13 protein-coding genes are annotated in these 14,904 nt (G+C 62.0%); 7 read left to right on the plus strand and 6 right to left on the minus strand.

Features of this window, described 5'->3' with window-relative positions; genetic code table 11:
- Nucleotides 1–15 precede the first annotated feature (15 nt).
- The 3 genes from DYL61_RS12895 to DYL61_RS12905 all read left to right on the plus strand — a co-directional run bounded on the left by DYL61_RS12895 (nucleotide 16) and on the right by DYL61_RS12905 (nucleotide 2,873).
- A complete protein-coding gene (locus DYL61_RS12895) occupies nucleotides 16–543 on the plus strand; it encodes a TRAP transporter small permease (protein ID WP_105695744.1) in 528 nt (175 codons plus the stop codon).
- A gap of 1 nt (nucleotide 544) precedes the next feature.
- Nucleotides 545–1,825, plus strand: coding sequence for a TRAP transporter large permease (locus DYL61_RS12900; protein ID WP_105695745.1), 1,281 nt, complete (start codon nucleotides 545–547; stop codon nucleotides 1,823–1,825).
- Between the two features lie 163 nt (nucleotides 1,826–1,988).
- The gene (locus DYL61_RS12905) at nucleotides 1,989–2,873 is read left to right on the plus strand and encodes an aldose 1-epimerase (protein WP_135308609.1); all 885 of its coding nucleotides are present in this window, start codon (nucleotides 1,989–1,991) and stop codon (nucleotides 2,871–2,873) included.
- On the opposite strand, the gene DYL61_RS12910 is transcribed toward DYL61_RS12905, so the two are convergent.
- The 5 genes from DYL61_RS12910 to DYL61_RS12930 form a co-directional block, all read right to left on the minus strand.
- The gene (locus DYL61_RS12910; protein WP_135308610.1) at nucleotides 2,854–3,999 is read right to left on the minus strand and encodes an HlyD family secretion protein; all 1,146 of its coding nucleotides are present in this window, start codon (nucleotides 3,997–3,999) and stop codon (nucleotides 2,854–2,856) included. The two genes, DYL61_RS12905 and DYL61_RS12910, sit on opposite strands and share 20 nt — an antisense overlap.
- Nucleotides 3,996–5,639, minus strand: coding sequence for an MFS transporter (locus DYL61_RS12915; protein ID WP_135308611.1), 1,644 nt, complete (start codon nucleotides 5,637–5,639; stop codon nucleotides 3,996–3,998). Before DYL61_RS12915 ends, DYL61_RS12910 begins: the two co-directional genes overlap by 4 nt.
- Before the next feature lie 223 nt (nucleotides 5,640–5,862).
- Complete coding sequence (locus tag DYL61_RS12920; protein WP_135308612.1) at nucleotides 5,863–7,341, minus strand: DASS family sodium-coupled anion symporter; 1,479 nt, start codon at nucleotides 7,339–7,341, stop codon at nucleotides 5,863–5,865.
- Nucleotides 7,342–7,447: 106 nt separating this feature from the next.
- The gene (locus tag DYL61_RS12925; protein WP_135308613.1) at nucleotides 7,448–8,254 is read right to left on the minus strand and encodes a sulfite exporter TauE/SafE family protein; all 807 of its coding nucleotides are present in this window, start codon (nucleotides 8,252–8,254) and stop codon (nucleotides 7,448–7,450) included.
- Nucleotides 8,255–9,499, minus strand: a complete 1,245-nt coding sequence (locus tag DYL61_RS12930) for an NAD(P)/FAD-dependent oxidoreductase (protein ID WP_135308614.1) — start codon at nucleotides 9,497–9,499, stop codon at nucleotides 8,255–8,257.
- Nucleotides 9,500–9,652: 153 nt separating this feature from the next.
- Here DYL61_RS12930 and DYL61_RS12935 point away from each other — a divergent pair, with 153 nt between their 5' ends.
- Complete coding sequence (locus DYL61_RS12935; protein WP_135308615.1) at nucleotides 9,653–10,516, plus strand: MBL fold metallo-hydrolase; 864 nt, start codon at nucleotides 9,653–9,655, stop codon at nucleotides 10,514–10,516.
- 150 nt (nucleotides 10,517–10,666) lie between these two features.
- On the opposite strand, the gene bkdR is transcribed toward DYL61_RS12935, so the two are convergent.
- On the minus strand, nucleotides 10,667–11,155 hold the full coding sequence (gene bkdR / locus DYL61_RS12940) for a Bkd operon transcriptional regulator BkdR (protein ID WP_135308616.1): 489 nt from the start codon (nucleotides 11,153–11,155) through the stop codon (nucleotides 10,667–10,669).
- A 195-nt stretch (nucleotides 11,156–11,350) separates the two neighbouring features.
- On the opposite strand from bkdR, the gene DYL61_RS12945 reads away from it, so the two are divergent.
- Genes DYL61_RS12945 through DYL61_RS12955 form a run of 3 tightly spaced genes read left to right on the plus strand, consistent with a single transcriptional unit; the run spans nucleotide 11,351 to nucleotide 14,903 of the window.
- Nucleotides 11,351–12,586, plus strand: a complete 1,236-nt coding sequence (locus tag DYL61_RS12945; RefSeq protein WP_135308617.1) for a 3-methyl-2-oxobutanoate dehydrogenase (2-methylpropanoyl-transferring) subunit alpha — start codon at nucleotides 11,351–11,353, stop codon at nucleotides 12,584–12,586.
- A 1-nt stretch (nucleotide 12,587) separates the two neighbouring features.
- Nucleotides 12,588–13,646: an alpha-ketoacid dehydrogenase subunit beta gene (locus DYL61_RS12950; RefSeq protein WP_105695754.1), complete on the plus strand. Its 1,059-nt coding sequence runs from the start codon at nucleotides 12,588–12,590 to the stop codon at nucleotides 13,644–13,646.
- A complete protein-coding gene (locus tag DYL61_RS12955; protein ID WP_135308618.1) occupies nucleotides 13,647–14,903 on the plus strand; it encodes a dihydrolipoamide acetyltransferase family protein in 1,257 nt (418 codons plus the stop codon). It abuts the gene before it with no gap.
- The last annotated feature ends 1 nt before the right edge of the window (nucleotide 14,904 follow it).

Consider the following 14,904-nt stretch of genomic DNA (forward strand, 5'->3'; position numbering starts at 1 on the left):
GTTACGGTGAACGCCATGAAGAATCTACTGCTGCGCATCAATGACCGCCTGTACATGACCTGCATCTGGGTCGCCGGCCTCTCGGTACTGGGGGTCGCGCTGATCATTCCCTGGGGCATCTTTGCCCGCTACATCCTCGGCACCGGCTCCAGCTGGCCGGAGCCCACTGCCATCCTGCTGATGCTGGTGTTCACCTTTATCGGTGCCGCCGCCAGCTACCGGGCCGGCGCGCATATGTCGGTGGCCATGGTCACCGACCGCCTGCCACCGCAACAACGCCGCCTCGTCGGCATCCTTTCCCAACTGCTGATGGCGACCATCTGCCTGTTCATGACCGTGTGGGGCGCCAAGTTGTGCCTGTCCACCTGGAACCAGTTCATGAGCGCCATCCCCACCTTGCGCGTGGGCATCACCTATATGCCGATCCCGATTGGCGGGTTGCTGACCCTGGTGTTTGTGCTGGAAAAACTCCTGCTGGGTGACCAGAGCCACCGCCGCGTGGTGCGGTTCGACCTGGTTGAAGAAAGCGAAGGGGCCGCCTGATATGGACGCATTGATTCTGTTGGGCAGTTTTATCGCCTTGATCCTGATCGGCATGCCGGTGGCCTATGCCCTCGGGCTGTCGGCGTTGATCGGCGCGTGGTGGATTGATATCCCGTTCCAGGCCTTGATGATTCAGGTGGCGGGCGGGGTGAACAAGTTTTCGCTGATGGCGATCCCGTTCTTTGTGCTGGCCGGGGCGATCATGGCCGAGGGCGGCATGTCCCGGCGGCTGGTGGCGTTTGCCGGGGTGCTGGTGGGCTTTGTGCGCGGCGGGCTGTCGTTGGTGAATATCATGGCCTCGACGTTTTTCGGCGCGATCTCCGGTTCGTCGGTGGCCGACACCGCTTCGGTGGGCTCGGTGCTGATCCCGGAGATGGAACGCCGCGGCTATCCACGGGAATTTGCCACGGCGGTGACCATCAGCGGCTCGGTGCAAGCGCTGCTGACCCCGCCCAGCCATAACTCGGTGCTCTACTCCCTGGCGGCCGGCGGTACGGTGTCCATCGCCTCGCTATTTATGGCCGGCGTGGTACCGGGCCTGCTGATGAGCGCGTGCCTGATGGTGCTGTGCCTGATCTTCGCGAAGAAACGCGACTACCCCAAGGGTGAAGTGATTCCCCTCAAGCAAGCGCTGAAAATCTGCGCCGATGCGCTCTGGGGCCTGATGGCCATGGTGATCATCCTCGGCGGTATTCTGTCGGGCATCTTCACCGCCACCGAATCCGCCGCAATCGCAGTGCTGTGGGCGTTTTTCGTGACCATGTTCATCTACCGCGACTACAAGTGGAGCGAGCTGCCCAAGCTGATGCACCGCACGGTGCGCACCATTTCCATCGTGATGATCCTGATCGCCTTCGCCGCCAGCTTCGGCTACATCATGACGCTGATGCAGATCCCGGCGAAGATCACCACGATGTTCCTGACCCTGTCAGACAACCGCTACGTGATCCTGATGTGCATCAACGCCATGCTGCTGTTGCTGGGCACGGTGATGGACATGGCGCCGCTGATCCTGATCCTCACACCGATTTTGATGCCGGTGATCCTGGGTATCGGGGTAGACCCGGTGCACTTTGGCATGATCATGCTGGTGAACCTGGGCATCGGGCTGATCACCCCGCCGGTGGGCGCGGTGTTGTTTGTGGGCGCGGCGGTGGGCAAGACCAGTATCGAGCGAACCGTGAAGGCGTTGCTGCCATTTTATGGGGTGTTATTTCTGGTGTTGATGGCGGTGACCTATATTCCGGCGTTGTCGCTGTGGTTGCCGGGGGTGGTTCTGTAACCCCAGATCCATCAGACGATGGAGGTCAAATGTGGGAGGGGGCTTGCCCCCGATGAGGGAGTATCAGTTGAAATATCTATAACTGACACACCGCTATCGGGGGCAAGCCCCCTCCCACATTTTGATCTCCAGTGTTTGTTCTATTTTTATATGGCGGGAAACCATGCCTTCGAACTTCATTGAGCTTCACGACCCCCTCACCCACCTCACCCTCGCCCCCGCCATCGGCGGCAGCATCGCCAACTGGCACGTCACCGCCACCGGCCAACCGCTGTTGCGCCACAACGATGAACACGCCCAGCTCCCCGGCAAACTCGCTTGCTACCCGCTGGCGCCCTGGTCCAACCGCATCGCCGAAGGCGGCTTCGACAACCCCGGCGGTTGGCTGGCCCTGGCGCCCAATAGCCTCACCGACCCACTGCCGATTCACGGTTCCGCCTGGCAACAGGTTTGGCAGGTGGTCAGTCAATCCGAGAACGAAGCGGTACTTGAGGTGATGTGCGACACCCCGTTCGCCTATCGCGCCGAGCAGCGGTTTTACTTGGATAACGGCGAGCTGAGCATCACCTTGCGCGTGACGCATCTGGCGCAGGAACCGGCTTGGCATGGGTTGGGTTTACACCCCTACTTCCCGCGCACAGCCGGCACACGCTTGCAGGCCAAGGCGTCCGAGGTGTGGTTGAGTGATGCGTCCAGGTTGCCCACTGGGTTGGCCGCAGTACCGGAGGCGTGGGATTTCCAGCAATCCAACCCCTTGCCAGAAGATTTGGTCGATAACGGCTTTTGCGGCTGGGATGGGCACTGTGTGATCGAACAACCGGAGCTGGGGTATACGCTGGAATGCCAGGCCGGCGGCAGCGAATACTTTCTGCTGTTCTGCCCGCCGGGGTTGGGGTTCTTTTGTGTGGAGCCGGTGAGTCATCCGGTGAATGCGCATCACCTGCCGGGAAGACCGGGCCTCAGGCTGTTGGAACCGGGCCAGTCAACCCAGCTCGATTTAAGCCTGAAATACAGTCCAAATGTGTGTGTCAGGGCGGGCTGTTCTTAAGGCGCCCTGCGGTATCAATACTCACCACCACCGACAACCCCGGCCGCAACCGCTCGCTCTGTTCCTGATCGGGATCAACGGTAACCCTTACCGGCACCCGCTGCGCAATCTTCACAAAGTTGCCAGTCGCATTATCCGCCTGCAACAAGCTGAACTCCGACCCGGTGGCCGGCGAAATATGCTGCACCGTACCGTGAAACTTGCGATGGTTCAGCGCATCCACGGTGAAGGTCACCGGCTGGCCCACCTGCACGTTGTCCATCTGGGTTTCCTTCATATTGGCGATCACCCACAGTTGCGGCGGCACCAATGCCATCAACTGCGCGCCGGAATTCACGTAGGCACCAAGGCGCACGCCAATCTGCCCCAACTGGCCGTCACGGGGTGCGGTGATGCGGGTGTTGGCCAGGTCGATCCGCGCCAACTCCACCGCCGCATCGGCACTCGCCACCGCCGCTTCCAGGGAGCCGCGATTGACGATCACCGTTTGCAGATCCTGTCGCGCGATTTCCAGGCTGGCCTGAGCTTGCGCCACCGCCGCGAGGGTCTGCGCGTTGGCCGCACGGGTCACGTCCAGTTCGCGCTTGGACACCGAACCATCGCTGATCAACGCTTCATTACGGCGCAGGTCGGCGGTGCTTTTACGCGCCTGGGCCTCGCTGTCCGCCAATGCGGCCTGACGCAGTTTGATAGTGGCCTCAGCACTGTTGCGCTGCTGCACCACATTCGCCAGCGAGGCCTTCTGCACCGCCAGTTGCGCCAGCGCCTGGTCGAGGCGTTGCTTGTAGATGCGGTCATCGAGACGCACCAGCAAGTCCCCGGCCTTCACGTACTGAAAGTCCTGCACCGGCACTTCAAACACATAACCGCTCAGCTGCGGCCCGATAATTGTGACCTGCCCGCGCACCAGGGCGTTCTCGGTGGTCTCCACCGCGCTGCTGAACGGCGGCAATTGCCAGGCGTACAACACGATCAGCACGCCGACGATGGCAATCGCGGCAAAGCCCAGGGACGAGATAATCCGCACCCGCAGCGGGCGCAATTCGGTGGGCACCGCGCCCGGTGGCGTACTGCCCTCGGGGGTGGAGGCGATGGCGGTGGTGGTCGTGGTGGAAGGTTCGGTCATGAAGGTGCGCCGCTGGGTTGAACGGGAGTGGCTGCTTGGGTGGTGCTCATCAGCCACAGACTGCGGATAAAGATCCAGATCATGGTCAGCATCGCGATGATCGCGATCAGCATAAAGACATCGTTGTAAGCCATCACGTTCGCTTCACGGGTTGCCGCCGTGGCCAGGCTGCGGATGCCCATGAGGTTACGCAACTCGGGGTCGGCGATGACACCGCCGTAGGCCGAACCGCCGCTGCTGACCCGCGCCGCCACACGGGGGTCGAGCAAGGTCAGGTGTTCGACGATCATGCTTGAGTGGAACTTCTCCCGCACAATCTGGAACGTGCCCAACAACGCGGCGCCGATCAAGCCGCCGAGGTTCTGGCAAATGCCGAACATCACCGAAAAACTCACCAGGTTGCGCGGGTTGGTCAGCACGTTCTTGGTGCCCAGCACCATGGTCGGCCCCAGGAAGAACGTACCGCCGAAGCCTAGCAGGAACTGGCTGATATACAGGTTCTGCGGGCGCGTGAGGTTGCTGGAGAAACTGTCCATCACCGACCCCGTGGCCATCAACGCCAGGGAAATCACCAGCGGCATCAGCAAATGCGCCGGGTTGATGGTCAACGCGCTGACGGCAAGCCCCGCAATCGCCCCGGCCAGCATCACCAGGTACAGCGTGTGCATCTGCTGGTAGCTCATGTTCAACATCTGCATGAATCCCACCGCGCCCGTGGACTGTTCCGACAGCACCATGCGAATCAGGATCACCGCCAGCGCCAGGCGGATCATCACGCCGCTGCCCAGCCAACGGGTCATCAGCATCGGGTTGGCGCGGTTATGCTCGACGGCCAGGCCGGCCATGATCAGCACCAGGGAACAGGCCGAGGCCACGCCGATCCAGGGGGCTTCCAGCCACCAGTCGATACGCCCCAGCGACAGCACCGCACACAGCAGCGCCACGCCAGTCGCGAGGATGGCGAAGGTGAGGAAATCGAGTTTTTCAAAGGTCTTGAAGCGGTCTCCCGGCGGTAACTTGAGCAGGAATACACAGCCCAGGCAGATCAGCGCCATGCCCAATTCAAACAGGTACAAACCGCGCCATTCGGCGATTTGCAACAAATCCTCGGAGAACAACCGCGCCAGCGGCAACGCCAACTGCGCCGTGCCCAATCCCAAGACCAGCGCCTTCAAGCGCCACTTGGCCGGGAACGCCTGGATCATGTAGTACAAGCCCAACGAACTGAGCGCCGCCCCCACCATGCCGTGGGCCGCCCGCACCGCGATGGCCGAACTGAGGTCGTTGACGAATAAATGCCCGAAGGTCACCAGCGCGTACAGCACCAGGAACACCTCGGTAAACGCCCGCAGGCCGAACTGTTGGCGAAACTTCACCAGCAGCAGGTTCATGCACACGTTGGTCATCACATAGGCGGCGGGCAGCCAGGCCATTTCGGCGGTGGTCGCACCGAGGGCGCCTTGCAGGTATTGCAGGTTGGCGATCACCAACGCGTTGCCCAGGCCGCCGGTGATGGCGACGAGAATACCGACCAGCGCGAACAGCCAACGCTTGTAGGTGGGGTGCAACGGGGTGGACGGCGAACCGGGCAGGCTGGGACGTTCGTGGGGTTCCCAGGTGCGGGGGGTGTATTTGTTCATTCGATGACTCAGGTAAACCAATACTCACAGACAGTAAACCTGAGCGGCGTTCATCTTGCCATCTTGTGGGTGCAAATGATCTCTCTGCTAGACACAGTCCAAATGTGGGAGGGGGCTTGCCCCCGATTGCGGTGTTTCAGTGAAATATATGCTGGCTGACACTCCCTCATCGGGGGCAAGCCCCCTCCCACATTGGGATCTTCTGTGTATTCAAGAGGGTATTTCAGATCCAGCCGAGCCAGCTCCAGTAGGTGGCTGCGAAGACCAGCATCAGCCCATAGCCAATCAACGTCACCAAAATCCCCACCTTGGCAAACTGCCGCGCCGTAAACGTGCCGGTGCCCAAGCACACCATGTTCTGCGGCGCATTGATCGGCAGGATGAACCCGTAGCTCATCACAAAGCCCAGCAGCATGGTCATGCCCAGCCGGCTGAAATCCCCCGGCAAGGTCTGCAGCACTGCAATCAGGATCGGCAGCAGAGCCGAGGTCAACGCGGTGGCGCTGGCAAAGCCCAGGTGAATCAGGATCAGGAATGCGCCCAGGATCGCAAATACGCCCAGTGGCCCGACCTGATCCAGGCCGGTGTGCGCCACCACGGTAGACCCCAGCCATTGCCCGGCCTGGGTGGTGAGCAAGGCTGTCCCAAGGCTGATGCCCACCCCGAACACAATCACCGTGCCCCACGGAATGCGCGACTGCACATCCTTCCAGGTCATCACGCCAATCCCCGGCAGCAGTAAAAACACCAAGCCGGCGTAGGTGGTCGAGGTGGTGTCGAAGCTGTGCAGGCGCCCTTCCGTGGCCCACGCCAGCAGCAACAGCACGGACACAGTCAGCAGGCGTTTCTGCGGCCCGGTCATGGGGCCGATCTCCACCAGCGACTGCGCCACCGCTTCCTTGCCGCCTGGAATGCTGTCGGTCTCCGGCGGCAGCAGCTTGAGCACCAGGAACAGCAACACCGCCGACATGATCAACGCCCATGGCGCCCCGGCAATCAACCAGTCGATCCACGACACGCGCTGGCCGAGCATTTTGTCCATGAAGCCCACGGTGAGCAGGTTCTGCGCCGCCGCGGTCTGGATGCCGACGTTCCAGATGCTGGTGCCCTGGGCCACCACGATCATGATGCCGGCGGCGATGTTCGAGCGTTTGTCCACGCCGAACGCGGCGATCACCCCCATCATGATCGGCACCACGCAGGCACTGCGCGCCGTGGCGCTGGGCACCACCAGGCTGAGCAGGATAGTCACCGCAATCGCCCCGAGCAGAATGCGCCGGGTGCTGGTGCCGACCCGGCTCAGGGTCACCAGTGCGATACGGCGGTCCAGCCCGGTATGAGTCATGGCAGCGGCGATAAACAATGCGCCCGCCACCAGCGCCAGCGCCGGGTTGGAGAACCCGGTGAGCGCCATGCTGATCGCCGGGCTGGTGCCGATCAGGTGGGTGGGGTCTTGCAGCGACGGCGCGGTGCCCAGCAGAAACGCCATCAACGAGGTGATCATGATCGCGCTGGCCTCATAGGACACCGCCTCGGTGATCCACACCACCACGGCAAACGCCAGGATCGCCAGCATGCGATGCCCGGCCACCGGCAAGTCCGTCGGCAGTGGCAACAGCAGCACCCCGGCCATCACCAATACGGCGACCACCAGGCCCAGGGGCAGTTTGAAGGATGCAGCGGTTGTCGCGGGGGCGTTCATGGCGGGCTCCGTCAGCCTTTGAAACAGGCGGCAAGCATGGCCCAGATTGCCGCACTCGGTGTTGACGGGTATCAAGCGATTCCCATGTGGGAGCGGATTACCAAGTTTAGAGCAGAGCTTTAACCAGCATGCCGACCGCCACCAGTACACACAGGCTGGCAAACCCCACCTGCAAGGTGCGCGCGGGAATCACCGAACACAGGCGCCGCCCGGCCAGCATGCCGACGATGCTCGCGCCGATAAACACCCAGCCCACCGGTTCGATACGCACCCCGGCATGGAACGCGCCGGCCACGCCGATCAGCGAGAGCAGGCTGATCACCATCAGCGAAGTGGCGACGATGCCGCGCATCTGCACATCGGTCAGTTGCTTGAACGCCGGCACGATCAGGAAGCCACCGCCCACGCCGAGCAGGCCGGAGACAGCACCGGTCACCGCGCCGAGGGCGGCCAGGGTTGCGCTGCACTTGGCAGTCCAGGCCAGGCGACCGGTCTGCTGGTCGAGCATGCAGTTCTTCTGGCCCCACGAGGCGGTGCCATGGTCACTTGGCCCCGGCTCGGTTTTTTCGCGCTGCAACATGCGCCAGGCCACCAGCACCATCAGCGCACTGAACAGGCCCATCAACAACGCTTCCGGCAGTTGATGGGCGAGAAACACGCCCACGGGGGAAAACAGCGCGCCGAGCAGGGCGATCAACAGCGCGGCGCGGTAACGCACCAGCCCATGACGCAACCCATCAATCGCCCCCACCGCCGCTGCCGCACCGACCGCAAGCAACGACACCGGCGCGGCCTGGGTCATGCTCAGCCCCAAGCCCAACACCAGCGCCGGCACGCCGAGGATGCCGCCGCCCGCGCCGGTCAGGCCCATGACCAACCCCATCAACAATCCCAACACACTGGCCAGCAGCATTCAGTCCACCTTGCTTAGGCGGGTCAGCCATTCACGCCCTTTGAGCATGCCGTTCCAGTAGAACCACGGCAACAACGTGGCCTTGAGCAACCACATCGAACGTCGTGCCTGGGTCGGGTCCAGAGGAAAGGTCGGCAGCAATTTGCCGCCGTAGCCGAACTCGGCGAGCACCACCTTGCCCTTCTCCACCGTCAATGGGCAGGAACCGTAGCCGTCGTACTTGAGCGGCAGTGGCGCTTGTTTGCGTAGGGCCAGCAGGTTTTCGGCGACCACGACGATCTGTTTGCGCACCGCAGCAGCGGTCTTGGCGTTGGTGGTGGAACACACATCGCCCAGGCCGAAGATATGGGGGTAGCGCAGATGTTGCAGGCTGTGGGGGTTCACTTCGCACCAGCCAGCGGCGTCGGCCAGGGGGCTCTGACGGATGAAATCCGGCGACACTTGGGGTGGGACTACGTGCAAGAGGTCGAAGGACTTTTCTTCGACGCTGACGTTGCCCTCGGCGTCCTTGACTTCAAACCAGGCCTTGCGTGCCGGGCCGTCGACTTTCACCAGGTTGGAATTGAAGGCCAGGTTCGCGTTGTACTTTTCCACGTATTTCATCAACGGCGGCACAAACGTTGGCACACCGAACAGCGCAGCGCCGGCGAGGTTGAACTCGACATGGATGTTCTTCAAATCACCTTGCTTGAGCCAGTGATCGCAGGACAGGTACAGGGCTTTTTGCGGCGCGCCCGCGCATTTGATCGGCATGGCCGGCTGGGTAAAGAGCGCCTTGCCGCCCTTGAGTTGCTGCACCAGTTGCCAGGTGTAAGCGGCGTGATCATAGCTGTAGTTGGAGTTGACACCGTTGCGCCCGAGGGTGTCTTGCAGGCCTTCGACTTTCTCCCAGGCCAGGCGCAGGCCGGGGCACACAATGAGGTTGTTCCAGGTGATGCGCTGGCCGCTGTCGAGCACCAGGGTTTGTTCGTCGGGCAGTACTTCGCTGACAGCGGCCTGCATCCAGGTCACGCCATTGGGCAGCACATCGGCCAGCGGGCGACGGGTTTTGCGCACGTCATAAGCGCCGCCGCCCACCAGGGTCCAGGCGGGTTGGTAGCAATGGTAGTCGTTGGGTTCGATCAGGGTGATATTCAGGTGCGGGTCGCGCTTGAGCAGGCTGGCCAGCAGGCCGATGCCTGCCGAACCGCCGCCGATGACTACGATGTCGCCACTGATGGTAGGGCCCCAGTGTTGGTCGGTCATGGTCTTCGCCTTTGTTGAGGTTCACTGCACACAAGGGGCGTTGCCGTGTGGCGTCACGCCCATGAAGATGAAAAATGGTTTAGCCTTCGCAACAGGTAAACATGCCGCACAGGTTACCGCTTGTTATTTTGTCAGCCACCAAGGACCGCCGCCATGCCCGCGTTGATTCAAGCCTTTCTGGACGAGGCGTCGTCGACCTACACCTATGTCCTACATGCGGCCGATGATGGCCCCTGTGCCATCGTCGATTCGGTGCTCAACTACGACCCCGCGTCCGGGCGCACCGACACGCGCCAGGCCGACAAGGTGATCGCCTACGTGCGCGAGCATCGCCTGCACGTCGAGTGGTTGCTGGAAACCCACGCCCACGCTGATCACTTATCCGCCGCGCCCTATCTGCGCCGTACCCTGGGCGGCAAGATCGCCATTGGCCAGTCCATCAGCAAAGTGCAGGACGTGTTCAAGAACCTGTTCAACCTGGAACCGGAATTCCGCGTGGACGGCTCGCAATTCGATCATCTGTTTGCGCCGGACGAGGTGTTCTACATCGGCGCGATCAAGGCCCAGGCCCTGCATGTGCCGGGGCATACGCCGGCAGACATGGCCTACCTGATCGATGACCGATTGATCCTGGTGGGGGATACGTTGTTTATGCCGGATGTGGGCACCGCACGGTGTGATTTCCCCGGTGGCGATGCGCGGCAGTTGTTTGCGTCGATGCGCAAGTTGTTGAGCTTTCCTTTGGAGACTGAGCTGTACGTGTGCCATGACTACCCGCCAGAAGGTCGCGAGGCGAAATGCCGGACGACAGTAGCGGAACAGCGGGCCGGGAATATTCATGTGCATGACGGCGTGGATGAGGCGGCGTTTGTGGCGATGCGCACCCAGCGTGATGCCGGGCTGGGCATGCCAACGCTGTTGTTGCCAGCAATCCAGGTAAATGTGCGGGCGGGGAATATGCCGCCGGCGGAGGAGAATGGGGTGACCTACCTCAAGATCCCACTCAACCAACTTTGAAATGCTCTCTGATTAAAGTGGAGATCAAAATGTGGGAGGGGGCTTGCCCCCGATAGCGGTGTGTCAGTCAAAGATATATTCACTGACACACTGCTATCGGGGGCAAGTCGAATCGTCGCACCGCCCCTCCCACATTTGAACCGTGTTGTGTCAGGAACTCAGGCTTATGCCATTGGCCGGCAGCGGCAGCGCAGTTTTATAACGCACCTGCTTTAGCGCAAAACTCGACCGAATGTTCGCCACCCCCGGCACCTTGGTCAGAAAGTCCATCATAAAGCGCTCCAGCGACTGGATCGTCGGCACCAGCACCCGGATCAGGTAATCCGGGTCACCAGCCATCAGGTAACACTCCATCACCTCCGGCCGGTCAGAGATCGCCCCTTCAAACTGCTGCAACGCCAGTTCATTCTGTTTTTCCAGGCTCACATGGATAAACACATTCACGTGCAGCCCCAGCAAATCCGCATCCAACAGGGTGACCTGCTCACGAATCAAACCCAGTTCTTCCATCGCCTTCACCCGGTTGAAACACGGCGTGGGCGACAGGTTGACCGAGCGGGCCAGGTCGGCGTTGGTGATGCGGGCGTTCTCCTGCAGGCTGTTGAGAATGCCGATATCGGTACGGTCCAGTTTGCGCATGAGACAAAATCACCTGTTTATTATGTTTATGCAGTTTTTTTATCCGCAAATGATCGCGAGCGCAACGAAACACAGATAAATATTCTTCTACGCCCCGCCTATGATTGTTGTAGGACAAGATTTCTCTTATCCGGAGACTGATTGTCAGCTAGCGCGCCCACTACAAGAAATTCACAAGATAGAGCGTAGAAAGCCATGACCCAGCAGTACGAACCACTGCGCCTGCACGTCCCTGAACCCTCGGGCCGCCCAGGCTGCAAGACCGACTTCACTTACCTGCGCCTGACCGACGCGGGCACAGTGCGCAAACCCGCCATCGACGTAGAACCCGCCGACACCGCCGACCTGGCCAAGGGCCTGATCCGCGTACTCGACGACCAGGGCCAGGCCCTGGGCCCGTGGGCCGAAGGCGTCCCGGTCGAGATCCTGCGCAAAGGCATGCGCGCCATGCTCAAGACGCGCATCTTCGACAACCGCATGGTGGTCGCCCAGCGCCAGAAAAAAATGTCGTTCTACATGCAAAGCCTTGGCGAAGAAGCCATCGGCAGCGCCCAGGCTTTGGCCTTGAACATCGACGACATGTGCTTCCCCACCTACCGCCAACAAAGCATCCTGATGGCCCGCGATGTGCCGCTGGTGGACCTGATCTGCCAGTTGCTGTCCAACGAGCGCGACCCGCTCAAGGGCCGCCAGCTGCCGATCATGTATTCGGTGAAAGAGTCCGGCTTCTTCACCATTTCCGGCAACCTGGCCACCCAATTCGTACAGGGCGTGGGCTGGGGCATGGCCTCGGCGATCAAGGGCGATACCAAGATTGCCTCCGCCTGGATCGGCGACGGTGCCACCGCCGAAGCGGACTTCCACACCGCCCTCACCTTCGCCCACGTGTATCGGGCGCCGGTGATCCTCAACGTAGTCAACAATCAATGGGCCATCTCCACCTTCCAGGCGATTGCCGGCGGTGAAGCCACCACCTTCGCCGGACGCGGCGTCGGCTGCGGCATCGCCTCGCTGCGCGTGGACGGCAACGACTTTATCGCGGTGTACGCCGCCTCCGCCTGGGCTGCCGAGCGTGCGCGCCGCAACCTCGGGCCGACCCTGATCGAATGGGTCACCTACCGCGCCGGCCCGCACTCCACCTCTGATGATCCTTCGAAATACCGTCCTGCCGACGACTGGAGCCACTTCCCCCTGGGCGACCCGATTGCCCGCCTCAAGCAGCATCTGATCAGGATTGGCCAGTGGTCCGAAGAGGAACACGCGGCGGTCAGTGCCGAACTTGAAGCCGAAGTGATCGCCGCACAAAAAGAAGCCGAACAGTACGGCACCCTTGCCGGCGGCCAGATTCCAAGCGCCGCGACCATGTTCGAAGACGTCTATAAAGAGATGCCGGAGCACTTGAAGCGCCAGCGTCAAGAGTTGGGGATCTGACATGAACGATCACAACAACAGCATTGAAGTGGAAACCGCCATGACCACCACCACCATGACCATGATCCAGGCGCTGCGCTCGGCCATGGATGTGATGCTCGAACGTGACGACAACGTGGTGGTGTTTGGCCAGGACGTCGGCTACTTCGGCGGCGTGTTCCGTTGTACCGAAGGCTTGCAGGGTAAATACGGCAGCTCGCGGGTGTTCGACGCACCGATCTCGGAAAGCGGCATCATCGGCGTGGCGGTGGGCATGGGTGCCTATGGCCTGCGCCCGGTAGCCGAGATCCAGTTCGCCGACTACGTCTACCCCGCCACCGACCAGATCATCTCCGAAGCCGCCCGCCTGCGGTATCGCTCGGCCGGCCAGTTCACCGCGCCACTGACCATGCGCATGCCGTGCGGTGGTGGCATCTACGGTGGCCAGACCCACAGCCAGAGTATCGAAGCGGTGTTCACTCAGGTTTGCGGCCTGCGTACGGTGATGCCGTCCAACCCGTATGACGCCAAGGGCCTGCTGATTGCCTCCATCGAAAACGATGACCCGGTGATCTTCCTCGAGCCCAAACGCCTGTACAACGGCCCGTTTGATGGCCATCACGACCGTCCGGTAACCCCATGGTCGAAACACCCCCAAGCCCAAGTGCCGGACGGTTACTACACCGTGCCGCTGGATGTGGCTGCCATCGTGCGTCCGGGCTCGGCCGTGACGGTGCTGACCTACGGCACCACCGTGTACGTGTCCCAAGTGGCCGCCGAAGAGACCGGTATCGACGCCGAGGTCATCGACCTGCGCAGCCTGTGGCCGCTGGACCTGGACACCATCGTCAAGTCGGTGAAAAAGACCGGCCGTTGCGTGGTGGTGCATGAAGCCACCCGCACCTGCGGCTTTGGTGCCGAGCTGGTGTCGCTGGTGCAAGAGCATTGCTTCCACCACCTGGAAGCGCCGATCGAGCGCGTCACCGGTTGGGACACTCCCTACCCGCACGCGCAGGAGTGGGCGTATTTCCCAGGGCCGTCCCGAGTGGGCGCGGCGTTGAAACGGGTCATGGAGGTCTGAATGGGCACGCACGTTATCAAGATGCCGGACATTGGCGAAGGCATCGCAGAAGTTGAACTGTCGGTTTGGCACGTCAAGGTCGGTGACCTGGTGGTTGAAGACCAGGTGCTGGCGGATGTGATGACCGACAAGGCGATGGTGGACATCCCCTCGCCGGTGCACGGCAAGGTGATTTCCCTCGGTGGCGAGCCGGGTGAAGTCATGGCGGTGGGCAGTATTTTGATCAGCATTGAAGTGGAAGGCGCGGGCAATGCCAAGGACGCGCCGGCGCTGAAGGAAACGGCAAAGGAGGCGCCGAAGGCCGCGCCTGTCGTGGAAGCCAAGCCGGCTCCGGCGCCGGTTGAGCGCAAACCCGCACCCGCGCCCGTCTCCCGTGATGCCGACGAGCGCCCGCTGGCCTCCCCCGCCGTGCGCAAGCATGCGTTGGACGCCGGGATTCAATTGCGTCTGGTCCAGGGCACTGGCCCTGCCGGTCGCATCCTGCACGAAGACCTCGACGCCTACCTGCAACAAGGCACGGCCAAGGCCTCGACAGCCGCCAACCCTTACGCCGAACGCACTACCGAAGAACAGATCCCGGTGATCGGCATGCGCCGCAAGATCGCCCAGCGCATGCAGGACGCCACCCGCCGCGCCGCGCATTTCAGCTATGTGGAAGAGATCGACGTCACCGCCCTTGACGAGCTGCGCGTGCACCTCAACGAGAAGCACGGCGCCACACGCGGCAAGCTGACTCTGCTGCCGTTTATCGTGCGAGCCATGGTCGTGGCACTGCGCGAGTTCCCGCAGATCAATGCGCGCTACGACGATGAAGCCCAGGTCATCACCCGCCTTGGCGCGGTGCATGTGGGCGTCGCCACCCAAAGCGACGTCGGCCTGATGGTGCCGGTGGTGCGTCACGCCGAAGCCCGCAGCCTGTGGGGCAACGCCGAGGAAATCGCGCGCTTGGCAACCGCTGCACGCAATGGCAAGGCCAGCCGCGATGAACTGTCGGGTTCGACAATCACGTTGACCAGCCTGGGCGCGCTGGGCGGCATCGTCAGCACACCGGTGCTGAACCTGCCGGAAGTGGCCATCGTTGGCGTCAACCGTATCGTTGAGCGGCCAATGGTGATCAAGGGCCAGATCGTGGTGCGCAAGATGATGAACCTCTCCAGCTCCTTCGATCACCGCGTGGTCGACGGCATGGACGCGGCGCAATTCATCCAGGCCATTCGCGGCCTGCTCGAACAACCCGCCAGCCTGTTCCTGGAGTAAG

The organism is Pseudomonas nabeulensis (assembly GCF_004682045.1).
Classification (GTDB): domain Bacteria; phylum Pseudomonadota; class Gammaproteobacteria; order Pseudomonadales; family Pseudomonadaceae; genus Aquipseudomonas; species Aquipseudomonas nabeulensis.

Excerpts from the sequence above, each read along its gene's own strand:
- DYL61_RS12950 (WP_105695754.1), top strand. The coding sequence starts at position 12,588 with ATGAACGATCACAACAACAGCATTGAAGTGGAAACCGCCATGACCACC.
- DYL61_RS12955 (WP_135308618.1), top strand. The coding sequence starts at position 13,647 with ATGGGCACGCACGTTATCAAGATGCCGGACATTGGCGAAGGCATCGCA.
- DYL61_RS12905 (WP_135308609.1), top strand. The coding sequence starts at position 1,989 with ATGCCTTCGAACTTCATTGAGCTTCACGACCCCCTCACCCACCTCACC.
- DYL61_RS12925 (WP_135308613.1), bottom strand. The coding sequence starts at position 8,254 with ATGCTGCTGGCCAGTGTGTTGGGATTGTTGATGGGGTTGGTCATGGGC.
- DYL61_RS12895 (WP_105695744.1), top strand. The coding sequence starts at position 16 with ATGAAGAATCTACTGCTGCGCATCAATGACCGCCTGTACATGACCTGC.
- DYL61_RS12935 (WP_135308615.1), top strand. The coding sequence starts at position 9,653 with ATGCCCGCGTTGATTCAAGCCTTTCTGGACGAGGCGTCGTCGACCTAC.
- DYL61_RS12910 (WP_135308610.1), bottom strand. The coding sequence starts at position 3,999 with ATGACCGAACCTTCCACCACGACCACCACCGCCATCGCCTCCACCCCC.
- bkdR (WP_135308616.1), bottom strand. The coding sequence starts at position 11,155 with ATGCGCAAACTGGACCGTACCGATATCGGCATTCTCAACAGCCTGCAG.
- DYL61_RS12920 (WP_135308612.1), bottom strand. The coding sequence starts at position 7,341 with ATGAACGCCCCCGCGACAACCGCTGCATCCTTCAAACTGCCCCTGGGC.
- DYL61_RS12945 (WP_135308617.1), top strand. The coding sequence starts at position 11,351 with ATGACCCAGCAGTACGAACCACTGCGCCTGCACGTCCCTGAACCCTCG.
- DYL61_RS12900 (WP_105695745.1), top strand. The coding sequence starts at position 545 with ATGGACGCATTGATTCTGTTGGGCAGTTTTATCGCCTTGATCCTGATC.
- DYL61_RS12930 (WP_135308614.1), bottom strand. The coding sequence starts at position 9,499 with ATGACCGACCAACACTGGGGCCCTACCATCAGTGGCGACATCGTAGTC.
- DYL61_RS12915 (WP_135308611.1), bottom strand. The coding sequence starts at position 5,639 with ATGAACAAATACACCCCCCGCACCTGGGAACCCCACGAACGTCCCAGC.